This is a genomic window from Ammoniphilus soli (assembly GCF_040813775.1).
In genome coordinates this window covers 179,899-192,412 of sequence record NZ_JBEGDL010000004.1, presented here as the reverse complement: position 1 = coordinate 192,412, position 12,514 = coordinate 179,899, and the positions used below count along the sequence as shown (strand labels likewise).

9 protein-coding genes are annotated in these 12,514 nt (G+C 46.3%); 7 read left to right on the top strand and 2 right to left on the bottom strand.

Annotated features, from left to right (window positions below):
* Nucleotides 1-19: 19 nt before the first annotated feature.
* Together ABLT31_RS11220 and ABLT31_RS11215 are read right to left on the bottom strand one after the other, a co-directional pair.
* On the bottom strand, nt 20-1,519 hold the full coding sequence (locus tag ABLT31_RS11220) for a response regulator transcription factor (protein ID WP_367751603.1): 1,500 nt from the start codon (nt 1,517-1,519) through the stop codon (nt 20-22).
* Entirely contained in the window at nt 1,516-3,255 is a 1,740-nt protein-coding gene (locus ABLT31_RS11215) for a cache domain-containing sensor histidine kinase (RefSeq protein WP_367751602.1), read from the bottom strand. Before ABLT31_RS11215 ends, ABLT31_RS11220 begins: the two co-directional genes overlap by 4 nt.
* A 285-nt stretch (nt 3,256-3,540) precedes the next feature.
* Between ABLT31_RS11215 and ABLT31_RS11210 the strand changes: the two genes are divergently transcribed.
* The 7 genes from ABLT31_RS11210 to ABLT31_RS11180 all read left to right on the top strand — a co-directional run bounded on the left by ABLT31_RS11210 (nt 3,541) and on the right by ABLT31_RS11180 (nt 12,491).
* Entirely contained in the window at nt 3,541-4,686 is a 1,146-nt protein-coding gene (locus tag ABLT31_RS11210; RefSeq protein ID WP_367751601.1) for an ABC transporter substrate-binding protein, read from the top strand.
* Nucleotides 4,683-4,997 carry a carbohydrate ABC transporter permease gene (locus tag ABLT31_RS11205; protein WP_367751600.1) on the top strand — a complete coding sequence of 105 codons (315 nt, stop codon included), beginning with the start codon at nt 4,683-4,685 and terminating at the stop codon, nt 4,995-4,997. The genes ABLT31_RS11210 and ABLT31_RS11205 overlap by 4 nt, the downstream gene beginning before the upstream one ends.
* A gap of 40 nt (nt 4,998-5,037) precedes the next feature.
* On the top strand, nt 5,038-7,260 hold the full coding sequence (locus ABLT31_RS11200) for an alpha-galactosidase (RefSeq protein WP_367751599.1): 2,223 nt from the start codon (nt 5,038-5,040) through the stop codon (nt 7,258-7,260).
* 271 nt (nt 7,261-7,531) lie between these two features.
* Nucleotides 7,532-9,055 carry a UDP-glucose--hexose-1-phosphate uridylyltransferase gene (gene galT, locus ABLT31_RS11195; protein ID WP_367751598.1) on the top strand — a complete coding sequence of 508 codons (1,524 nt, stop codon included), beginning with the start codon at nt 7,532-7,534 and terminating at the stop codon, nt 9,053-9,055.
* A gap of 40 nt (nt 9,056-9,095) precedes the next feature.
* Nucleotides 9,096-10,292: a galactokinase gene (locus ABLT31_RS11190; RefSeq protein ID WP_367751597.1), complete on the top strand. Its 1,197-nt coding sequence runs from the start codon at nt 9,096-9,098 to the stop codon at nt 10,290-10,292.
* Nucleotides 10,280-11,269, top strand: a complete 990-nt coding sequence (gene galE, locus ABLT31_RS11185) for a UDP-glucose 4-epimerase GalE (RefSeq protein ID WP_367751596.1) — start codon at nt 10,280-10,282, stop codon at nt 11,267-11,269. Before ABLT31_RS11190 ends, galE begins: the two co-directional genes overlap by 13 nt.
* Complete coding sequence (locus ABLT31_RS11180) at nt 11,256-12,491, top strand: ROK family transcriptional regulator (RefSeq protein ID WP_367751595.1); 1,236 nt, start codon at nt 11,256-11,258, stop codon at nt 12,489-12,491. The genes galE and ABLT31_RS11180 overlap by 14 nt, the downstream gene beginning before the upstream one ends.
* The last annotated feature ends 23 nt before the right edge of the window (nt 12,492-12,514 follow it).

Sequence of the window (12,514 nt, the reverse complement as noted above, 5' to 3'; positions counted from 1 at the left end):
TCTCCAATAAATATATTTTTTAAAGACTCTCTTTCATTTGATTGCGAAACTCGGAAGGGTAGCAGCCAACCCATTCTGTAAATAGTTTCGTGAAATGGCGAGTACTGTAATAACCGACTTTCTCGGCCACATGCTGGACTTGGATGCTAGGATCCATTAATAATTCTTTCGCTTTGAAAATGCGGGTTCTCGTCATATACTTTGTGAACGTCATACCGGTGTTCTTATGAAAAAGGGTGCTTAAGTAATTCGGAGTAACATGCAGGTGTTCGGCAATTTGCCCGATTCCGATGTCGTTCATATAATTCTGGTCAATATAAGCAATGACCTGGCTTACGAGAGCGGATTGGCGGTTTTCACTCTTCTGATTTTCAGTGATCAATTTCTCGCCATGAACTTGCAGCTGCTTTATCCAAGCCTTCATGTCTTCATCGGCTTTAAGCCGGCAATCGATGGAACGCTGCAGGAAATCGGTGATATGCTGCTTGATAGAGTTAACAAGTTTCATGTTTACGATGACTTTCTCCAAATCACTCAGTGTTTTCATATAATTTAAATAGTTATCCTCTTTATGGCAGTCAGACAGCTTGATAAGGATACGGCTGAGTTCCATTATGTCTGAATCTGGTTCATAGCACGTGAAATGATTTAAATCCCAATTGCTTCCGATTCCCAACGTGGAGCGAAGGGAAGAAACATCGAGTATTTGGCTAACTTGTTGCTCAAGATGACCAAAAGAAAGGCATTCATGGCCTTGGATGGCCGTAACGGAAAAATTCTTGTCGCAAAACTGGTTAACGATTCCGGTGCACTTTTCCAAATACTGCTGCAATATTTTTTTTCCCGCGGTATCTTTTACAAACCCCCAGGCTCCTACAGTAATAAGTTCGCCGCTAGGCAGGGAAAATAGGGCGATTCTTATTTCGTTGCCCACAAACTCATCAATCGTTTTGCGCAGAGCATGGGAAAATTTTAAAAGCTGTTCCGATTTTGCCGTTTCCTCCAAGTGACTATCGATGAAGAAAACAGAACAAATGTAACTAGCATGAGAATGGATGCTTTTGTCATTTTCGTCATGAATGGAACCTAGGCCGTGGTATAACGCTATAATTTCATTTTCAAATTGCCGGTTAAGGCCGTTATCGTACTTTTGCTTGTCCTTCATCCATTTTTGAAGAGATTGTTCCAGTTCTTCAGGACTTACCGGCTTAAGCAAATAATCGGCAGCGCCAAGCTGGATCGCCTCACGGGCATAGTTGAAATCCGAAAAACCGGTCAGAATGACCCACCGGGTGTGCGGCGAAAATGTTTTACCCGTTTTGATCGCTTCCAGGCCATTTATCTTAGGCATCCGTATATCGATGAATACGAGATCCGGTTCGCACTCTTTTACAAATTGAATAGTTTGTTCCCCGTTAGCCGCTTCACCAATGATTTGCAAAGGGAGGTTCATTTCCTCGAGCATACTCCTAAGGCTGGATCTGATTAAGCTTTCATCATCGGCAATTAAAATCCTCATTTTCTCACTTCCTGTTCGGGAATTTCGATCATTACTTGCGTACCTAATCCTGCTTCGCTTTCCAAAGTAAACGTTGATTGGGGGTAAACCATTTTCAGTCGTTCTCTCACATTCGAAATGCCGATGCTTTGTGTTCCGTTTTGTTTTTCCGGATCAAATCCGACACCGTTATCCCTAATCGAGATCCGCAAGACCGATTGATCACGGATTTCTGCCCATTCAGCCTTAATCATGATCCTGCAGGGATATTCGGAAGGTTCAACGCCATGGATAATGGCGTTTTCAACAAGAGGCTGCAAAAGCAATTTCGGAATTTGGTAGTATGCGATTCTATAATCACAATGAATATCAACCTCCATTCGGTCTTGAAAACGCATTCGTTGGAGGCTGCAGTATCTCTCTAGAAAAAGAAATTCATCCGCGATAGTAGACCAATCCGTATGCTGCAAGCTGTAACGCAGCATAGAGCTTAAAGACAAAATCGCTTTTTCCAAGTTCTTGCGTTCTCCCATTCGATTTAATCCAATAAACCCGTTAAGGGTGTTATAGAGAAAATGAGGCTGAATTTGAGATTGCAAGGCACGGTATTCCGCATTGCGCTGATTGAGAACAGCCCGGTATTCCCGGTCTATGAGCTCGTTAATCTTGGCAATCATGTGGTTAAAGGCATTTCCCAGCCTTGCCACTTCATCTTGTCCTTTCGTTTGCAGCCTTACCTCAAAATGACCTTTTTCAACTTTTTTCATCACTTTGACCAATTCTTTAAAAGGGTTGACAATCCAGCGTGAAAGAATGGTGAAGAGAAAGAAAGTGACCAATAAGCCGCCTGCAGCAAACAGTATGCCTGCGGTAAACATCCATCTGACCTTCGCTGTGATTTCCGATTGCGATACCAAAACAACCATTTTCCAATTCGAAGGCGGGATCACTTTGGAAACAACGACATAAGAATCGTCATCGGCCTTAATCACAGGGGGAATCTCCTTCAGTTGCCGCCGGATGCTGTCGGGCATGCTTCTGTTTGAATAAAACAGGTCTCCTTGATCATCGAGGATCGTTATCATGGAGTTCTTGTTATTCAAGTTGATTCCTTTAAAGATTTTATTGAATGTGGTCAAATCGGCATCGGCCATGATGACGGCCAACGGTTTTTGCGTTTCCGGGTCTTTAATGAGCCGGGCCACGGAAAAGACCTTCGCTTGTTCAGACCCTGTGATGTAGTCCTGACTGTGTGTAGGGATAAATACCACATTCCCTCCTCCGGTCATTGCTTTTTTGTACCACTCTTGATTGGTGAAGGGATAATCGGGAACGGAGCTTTCTCCATTTCTTGTATTGACAAAAACTGAGCCGTCCATGGTCAGCAGAATCGTACTGACGATCTCCTCCCTCGTGAATTGCAAGTATTTCGGCAAGGTGTCGTAGATGGCGCGGTTCACCACGAGCTGCGTATAGGGTTCAGCTGTTTTGTATTGATTAGAGGATAAGGTTTTTATGGCGAACATAATATTTTCATTTAGGTATGGAATGATGGTGAGCCTCGACAGATCGTCCAAATAAGTATTAATATTGTTGCTTAGTGAAGCCAGTGTACCTTCTGTCAGCCTCTGCGTTTCTTTTGAGATTAAATATTGATAATAATACGGCATAGCCGCTGAGATAATAAGGACGGGTATAACAATAATCAATAGATAGAGTACCGATAGCTTATATCGCAAGGAATAGGCAAATTTCATTGTCGTATCTCCCTTTTTGTTAATTTAAAGAATAGCAAGAATAGAGAAAAGTAGTCAAATTGAAAAAACTGAGAAGAGAAATGAGCGCTTTCATTGTAGTTTTATGGCACGTGAAAGCGCAGCCAATAGTGATAAAATACAGATAACAAAGAAAAAACGAAATAAGGAGCGAAAAATACGTCTCTAATCTACGACAAAGGGGTGGAGGTGGAAAGAAAAGGTTTATCCAGAAAAAGAGTTTTACTTACTTGTTTGCTAGATTTTAAAAAACAAAGGGGGATTCACATGAGAAAATTTCTTGCAACCGCTTTAGCAACCATTTTATCCGCATCCGTACTCTTTGGCTGTTCAAGCGGAGATGATGCGGCTACCGATGCAAAAGCAGATGGCGAAGTCAAGCTAACCGTTTTCAGTTCATCAAATGACCAAAAAGTAAAAGATGCGTATCAAAAAATAAGCAAAGATTTTGAGCAGGCGAACCCGACTATTAAAGTAGAAGTTCAATTTCCCGGATCAGAATATGAAAATATCATGAAGGTAAAAATGGCAGCAAACGATTTGCCGGATATCTTTGATACGCATGGCTGGTCGCAAATCCGCTACGGCAAGTATTTGGCAGATTTGAGGGATCAGGAATGGGCATCCCAATTAACGGACTCCATGAAGCAGGTTGTGACCGACAAAGAGGGCAAAGTGTACGTGCTGCCTCTTAATGAAGCTAAGGACGGGATCACCTATAATGCGGAAATATTGGAAAAGTACGGCGTCCAGCCGCCGAAAACGCTGGATGAATTAATTGCTGCAGGGGAGAAGATCAAAAGGGACAGCAATGGTGAAGTCATTCCGTTTTATTTCTCCGGCATCGACTCGTGGTCGATTGGACAATACTTTGATTATTTCGCCACTCCTTTACTCATCAGCCCGCAGCAGAATCATGCCGACGAATTGATGAAAGGGACGTTCGATTGGTCGAAATGGACGACTCTTCCGGCGAAATTTAAGGAGATGAACGATAAAGGCTTAATCAACAAGGATGTGCTGACAGCCAAATACAGCGATCTGCCGATGTTGTTTGCCGAAGGCAAAGTGGCTTTCGTTGTGAATGGCCCCTCCAATGTGATGCAAGCAAAAGAAATCAATCCGAACGTAAAGATTGGCTATATGCCAGTTCCGGCTATAGAGCAGGGCGATGAACCGGTATTTTCCGGCGGGGAAAGATTTACGATGGGGGTTTGGAAGGATTCCAAGCATATCGAGGAAGCTAAAAAATTGATTGCGTTTTTCGCCAAGCCGGACAATCTGAAGCTGATGGCAGAGGCTAGCGGTCTGCCGGCGGGAATCAAGGGCATTCAAGCAGATTTGGGAGAACTGACTAAATATTATGAGCAATATGCTTCTAACCGCGTATTCTCTTGGATGAAGCGGCCATGATTGACGGGATGAGCCGGTTCGGGCTGTTCTTCCGGATTATCATGCCATTGCTGAATCCGGTGACAGCGACGGTCACGATTTTGGCCGGAGTTAATATCTGGAACGATTATCAGTTCTCCGTCTTTTTCCTGCAAAGTACGGAAGCAAAGACCATCACGGTCTCTTTGGCGGCATTTTTCTCCCAGTATACGAATAATATCGGCTGGGTAGCAGCAGGGTCGCTGATGGCAGCATTGCCGATTATTGTATTATACCTATGCGTGCAAAGGTATTTTGTAAGCGGGCTATCGTCCGGTGCTGTAAAAGGATAGTTAGGAATTTTTACTAAATTTTGAATGTGGAGGGTCAACCATGGGAATCTCGTATTTTGCATCAACCCAAACTTTTCACTTGCAGGCCAAGGATACGAGCTATGTCTTGCAAGTGATCAAATCAGGTTATCTGGCTCATATCTATTGGGGGAAGAAAATAAGGTCCGTCCATTTCTCCAATCCATTGATATTCGCAGATCGCCCCTTATCGCCCAATCCGGATCCATCCGATCGCAAATTTTCTTTGGACACGGTCCCGCAGGAATATCCGGGCTATGGGACGACAGATTTCCGGTCGCCGGCATATCAAGTGCAGCTGGAAAACGGTTCGACGATCACCGATTTAAGGTACAAAAGCCATCGGATTTCTAAGGGAAAACCTAAGCTGGAAGGCTTGCCGGCAACCTATGCGGAAAGAGAAGAAGAAGCGGAAACGCTGGAAATCGAACTGGAGGATTCTCTCACCGGTCTTCGGGTGATCTTGTCTTATTCCGTTTTCGAAGAGTTTAACGCTATTACACGCTCTGTTCAGTTCGTGAATCAGGGCGAGGAGGACTTGAAACTCCTACGCGTTCTCAGCATGAGCGCGGACTTCTGCGATGCGGAATTTGATTTGCTGCAGCTATCCGGGGCTTGGGCGAGAGAAAGGCAGATCGTGAGAAGGCCTCTGGTTCCGGGAAACCAGTCCATTGAAAGCCGCCGCGGGGCAAGCAGCCCTCAGCAAAATCCTTTCCTGGCCCTCTTGCGTAAAGGAGCGGATGAAGATCACGGAGAGGTATATGGATTCAGCCTGGTCTACAGCGGAAACTTTCTTGCTCAGGCTGAGGTCGATCAATACCGTACGACACGGGTTTCAATCGGAATTAATCCGTTTGACTTCAGCTGGCTGTTGAAGCCGGGCGAATCCTTCCAGGCTCCGGAGGCGGTGCTTGTCTATTCCGGCAGCGGGCTTGGCGATATGTCCAGAACGTATCACAAGCTGTACCGTACCCGCCTATGCCGCGGGGAGTTCCGCGACAAGGAAAGACCGATCCTGATCAATAACTGGGAAGCCACATATTTCGATTTCAATGCCGAGAAGATCGAAACCATTGCAAGGGCCGGAAAGGATCTAGGGATCGAGCTGTTTGTCCTGGATGACGGCTGGTTCGGCAAGCGGGATAACGACTTTAGTTCGTTGGGAGATTGGTTTGTCGACAAGGATAAGTTGCCCGGAGGACTGGAGGATTTGGTGGATCGGGTGAGAAGAATGGGAATGCAGTTCGGCTTATGGTTTGAGCCGGAAATGGTTTCACCGGATAGTGAACTGTATCGGAAGCATCCAGATTGGTGCTTGCACGTTCAGAATCGGGGCCGTTCCGAGGGAAGAAGCCAGCTGGTTCTTGATTATTCGCGCCCGGAAGTATGCGATGCCGTCATTCGGATGCTGTCTGACATTCTTTCCAGCGCACCAATTACTTATGTCAAATGGGATATGAACCGGCATATGACGGAGATCGGCTCGGCAGCATTGCCGCCGGAACGGCAAAGGGAAACCGCCCATCGCTACATGCTGGGCCTTTATCGGGTCATGGAAGAGCTTACCGCGGCATTCCCGCATGTTTTATTCGAAAGCTGCTCCAGCGGGGGAGGGCGTTTTGACCCGGGAATGCTTTACTATATGCCTCAAACCTGGACTAGTGACAACACGGATGCGGTTAGCCGCTTAGGCATTCAATACGGAACGAGCATCGTTTATCCGATCAGTGCGACGGGTGCCCATGTGTCCGCCGTTCCGAATCATCAAGTGCACCGCATGACAGATTTAAAAATGCGCGGGGACGTAGCCATGTCGGGTAATTTCGGCTATGAATTGGATCTGACCAAGCTAACTGAATCGGAGAAGGAAATCGTCAAACGACAAGTCGCATCTTACAAAGAAATCAGGCATTTGGTCCAATTTGGCGAATTTTACCGGTTGCTGAGCCCATTTGAAGGCAATGAAACGGCATGGATGTTTGTATCGGAGGATAAGAAGGAGGCCTTCGCAGCTTACTATAGAGTGCTGGCAGAGCCGAATCCGCCCCTGCGCTCCATTAGATTGAAGGGACTCGATCCTGACTTGAACTATCAATTAGACGATAAGGATGAAACCTTCGGAGGGGATGAGCTGATGAATATGGGACTCCATATCCCTGATTATACAGCACATGAGACTTCATCTTTGGATGTTCCTTTGAAAGGCGATTTTCAGAGCATGGTTTGGAGATTCAAGGCCGTTTAATAACAGTAGAGACTGCGGGTTAAATTTCCCAAAAGTCTCCTTCTTTTTTTTGCAGAGCCTTATATCCTTGAGAGGGTATATCATATAAATTAAATTACTTAATTAACTAACATTTATTGCAGTTCGGATGGCCAGGAAACTAGATAGAAAAGACAAATTGGAATGTTTTTTCTTGATATTAGTCCATTATTCTGATATTAATTAATTAAATTAATTAATTAAGTTAAGTTGAGTTGGAAAATTCCTATTCGCCAATGAAAGGATGAATCATATGACGGAGAATGTTTACACCCAAATACAACGTCTGATTCAGTACGGAATCAAAAAGAAACTCATTACGGAATGGGACGCGGATCTGACCAGGAATTCCATTCTGGACGTTTTAGGATTGAGTGATTGGGAAGTCGCGGATACCGGGGACGAGGAACTGGATACACCGGTTGATATCCTGAACAGCATCTTGGACTGGGCGGCCGGGAATGGGAAACTGGAAGCGAATACGGTAACGTATCGCGATCTGTTGGACACGAAGATTATGGGCTGTTTAGTACCGAGATCATCCGAGGTCATCCGAGTGTTTAACGGCGCTTATGAAAAAAGGGGACCGGAGGCGTCCACTCAGTATTTCTACGATTTCTCTCAGCATGTTCATTATATTCGGACCGACCGAATTGCAAAGAACCAGCATTGGTATGCTCCCACTGATTACGGCGATATGGAAATCACCATTAATTTATCCAAACCGGAGAAAGACCCCATCGCCATTGCAGCGGAAAGGAGTATGAAACAGAGCTCCTATCCGGAGTGCTTGCTCTGCAGGGAAAATGTTGGCTATGCGGGAAGAGTCAATCATCCGGCCAGACAAAACCATCGCATTATACCGATTCAAATAGCCGATGAGCTCTGGTATTTTCAGTATTCTCCCTATGTTTACTATAATGAGCATTCCATCGTTTTCTCCGCTGAACATAAACCGATGAAGATTTCCAGGAAGACATTTGAAAGATTGCTGGGATTTGTAGAAAAGTTCCCGCATTATTTTTTAGGCTCCAATGCAGATTTGCCGATCGTGGGCGGCTCCATTCTGAGCCATGATCATTTCCAGGGAGGGAACCATGAGTTTCCGATGGCAAAAGCTTCAATAGAGAAGGGGTTCTCTTTTAAGGCGTTCCCTCATGTTCAAGCGGGAATCGTCAAATGGCCGATGTCGGTTATCCGCTTAAGCGGCGAAAATCCGAAGGATTTGGTTGAGCTAGGCGATTATATTCTAGCCTGCTGGAAAACGTATAGCGATGAAAGGGTGGGGATTTTGTCTCATACAGGGGACACCCCGCACAACACGATCACCCCGATTTCCAGAAGAAGGGGAAAGGGGTTTGAGTTGGATCTTGTTCTTCGCAATAACCGGACCAGTGAGGAACACCCGCTGGGAATCTTTCATCCCCACCAAGAAGTCCATCATATCAAGAAAGAAAATATCGGTTTAATTGAAGTAATGGGTTTGGCTGTATTGCCCGGAAGGCTTAAAGAAGAATTAAGTAAGTTAGCGGAATGTATAGTTAACGATGATCCGGCCCGGGAAATCGAAAAATTCCCCGAAGTGCTTAAGCATCTCAGCTGGGCTCAAGGAATAAAGGAGAGCTATCCTCAGTTGACTCCAGCCAATATCCAACCCATTTTACAGCAGGAAGTAGGGCAGGTATTTTCCAAGGTTCTGGAGCATGCGGGCGTATTTAAAAGAGATGAGGAAGGACGGCAAGCATTTGTGAGATTTCTGGATCATATCGTTCGATGACTTTAACAAACGAAATAGACGCAGAGGGGAAACGGTGTTCATGTTGAATTTATTGCAGCTAAAAGCCAGGTTTGCTGAGGAATTTGGAAGTCATCAAGAAGTTCGCGCATTTTTTGCTCCCGGTAGAGTGAACCTGATTGGGGAACATACGGATTATAATGGAGGCTACGTGTTTCCGGCCGCTTTAACTTACGGGACATGGGCTCTGGTCAGCCCAAGGCAGGATGGGAAGGTTCGGTTCGGTTCTGCTAACTTTGATGTCAAAGCGGAATGTGCATTGGATCATCTCGTTTATGACAAAGAAGATGACTGGGCTAACTACCCCAAAGGGGTCATTCAGAAACTGTTAGCCTATCCATCTATCTCAGCATATTTAAAAGGGGCGGATATTTTATATTATGGGAATATACCGAATGGAGCGGGGCTTTCATCCTCCGCATCCATCGAATTAGCCACAGCCCTTGCTATTTCGAAATTAGTGAATTGCCATATCCCCATGATCGAACTGGTCAAGCTATCGCAGCTGGCGGAGAATCAGTTTGTCGGCGTCAATTGCGGGATCATGGACCAGTTCGCGGTTGGGATGGGGAAGAAGGATCATGCGATGATGCTGAAGTGCGATTCGCTGCAGTATGAATATGTTCCCTTTCAGGCAGCCGGTTATAAGCTGGTGATTAGCAATACGAATAAGAGACGGGGACTGGCGGATTCGAAGTACAACGAGCGCCGCCGGGAATGTGAACAAGGACTGATGCACATACAAAAGGTGCTTCCCCACATTTCAAGCTTGGGGGATCTCCGTTATGCGGAGTGGGAGCAGCTGCGTGAAGCCATTCCTTCCGAAGTGATTCGGAACCGTGTGGAACACGTGGTCAGTGAAGATGAAAGAGTCCTTCTGGCTACTAAGAGCCTGAAGGAGAATGATCTCATTTCTTTCGGGCAGTACATGCGGCAGTCTCATGAATCCCTGCGGGATTTGTATGAGGTAACCGGCCTGGAACTTGACGCCTTATTTGAGGAGGCATCGAAAATTTCGGGATGTGTCGGCACCAGGATGACAGGGGCTGGATTCGGCGGGTGCAATGTTAGCCTCGTTCATGGAGATGCAGTGGAAGAATTCAAGAAACAGGTAGCAGAGAATTATACACGCAGGACGGGATTAGTTCCGGATTTTTATGTATGTGAAGTAGGGGACGGAGCCAAAGAAATCACGGAGGTAGAAGCATGTCAATTTTAGTTACGGGCGGAGCAGGGTATATTGGGAGCCATACGGTAGTGGAGCTTCTTCAACAGGGGGAAGAAGTCATTATTATCGATAATCTGAAGACAGGCCACATCAATGCGATGGTTGGCGGCACGTTTTATCAAGGAGATATTCGTGATCGCAGCTTTTTGAATGAGGTGTTCAGCAAGCATGAAATCGAGGCGGTCATTCATTTTGCCGCCAGTTCCTTGGTGGGGGAAAGCGTGGAAGTCCCGCTGGCTTATTATGATAACAATCTCATGGCCGCACATACCCTGGTTTCGGCTATGCTTGACCATGACGTCAAAAAAATCGTCTTTTCTTCTACTGCCGCCACCTATGGGGAGCCCAAAAACATTCCGATCCAGGAAGGGGATCCGACCGAGCCGACAAGCCCATATGGGGAAACGAAGCTGGCTATGGAAAAAATGTTCCGGTGGTGCGACCCGGCCTATGGCTTGAAATCCATCTCCCTCCGCTACTTCAATGCGGCAGGGGCCCATCCGGACGGGATGATCGGTGAGGATCATGACCCGGAAAGCCATTTGATCCCGATCATTCTTCAGGTCGCTCTGGGTCAGCGCGACAGCATCCATATCTTTGGCGATGACTATCCTACAGGCGATGGCACCTGCATTCGCGATTATATCCACGTGATGGATTTGGCGAACGCCCATTGGCTTGCACTGGAAAGTTTGCGTGAAGATAATCAAAGCGGGGTATATAATTTAGGGAACGGCCAAGGCTTTTCCGTTCAAGAAGTGATCGATACCGCTCGCCGGATTACAGGTCATCCGATTCCGGCACAAGTCAGTCCGAGAAGGACAGGCGATCCCGCGGTTCTCATCGCTTCATCGGAAAAGGCACAAGCGGAGTTGAAGTGGAAGCCGGTTTTCAACGACCTGCAGACAATCATTGAGAGCGCTTGGAAATGGCATCAATCTCAACCGAATGGATATGAAGATAAATAGAAAAGAGGAAGGCACTATGACATCAGGAATGGTTGGCAGCTTTCAGTTTATGAAATCCCTTAATAAATCGCTTATTTTGAACGTCATTCGCCTGGATGGCCCCATTTCCCGTGCGGAAATCGCCAAAAAGACGAATCTGACTCCACCAACGGTGACCAATTTGGTTGGCGAACTGTTAGAGTCAAATTTAGTGATAGAGAGTGATTTGGGGACTTCATCCGGAGGCCGCAAACCCATCATGCTGCGCATCCATGCTTCAGCTTTCCATGTGATTGGAATTGATGTGGGAGCCAGCCATCTGAAGGTGGTATCTGCCAATCTGAACGCAGAAATCATAGATACCCTGCTTGTAAAAATGCCAAACCCGATTACATCCGAAAACTTTTTGAAGCTTTTGGTTCAATCGATTGAGACCATGCTGGATAAGTCCGGCTTACAAAAAGACACCATACTGGGAATCGGGGTAGGCATGCATGGACTTGTCGATCCGCAGAAAGGGGTCGCCCGCTATGCCCCTAACCTTGATTTGCGCCAAATTCCGATCCGGGAGGAGCTGGAGACAGCGTTTGATCTTCCGGTAGAAATCGAGAATGATGTTAGAGCCATGGCCTTGGGCGAAAGCTGGTTTGGAAATGGCCAAGGGATTGATAATTTTATATGCATCAATGTCGGAATGGGTATAGGTGCCGGTATTATTTTAGATAATAAGCTGTTTACGGGTTCAAGCTTTACGGCGGGCGAAGTCGGCCACACCACGATTGATCCAGAAGGGCCGAAATGCAGCTGCGGAAATTACGGATGCCTGCAGGCTATTGCTGCAGGCCCGGCGATCGCGGCAAGGGTACAGAAGGAAATCCGCCTTGGCAGGGAAAGCCTGATTACAGAAGTGGTTTGTGGAGATTTAGGGGGGATCACCGGGGAAACCGTTCATCAGGCTGCTCTCCAAGGTGATCCGCTGGCCATTGAAGCTTTGGAAAATACAGGTCGCTATTTAGGAATAGGAGTAGCCAATTTGATCAATATTTTGAATCCATCCCGGGTCATTCTTGGTGGAGGGGTTTCGAAAGCAGGAGAGTTTATCCTTGGTCCCATGAAGGAAACGGTCGAAAAAAGGGCATTGAATTCCGCTTCCATCTGTACTGTGAAATTGGGTGATTATGGAACGGCGATTGGTGCGGCCACCTTGGTTCTCAAAAAGCTATTCATGCCGGATTATAGCTGAATGACATGATTCAGTCTGGATGA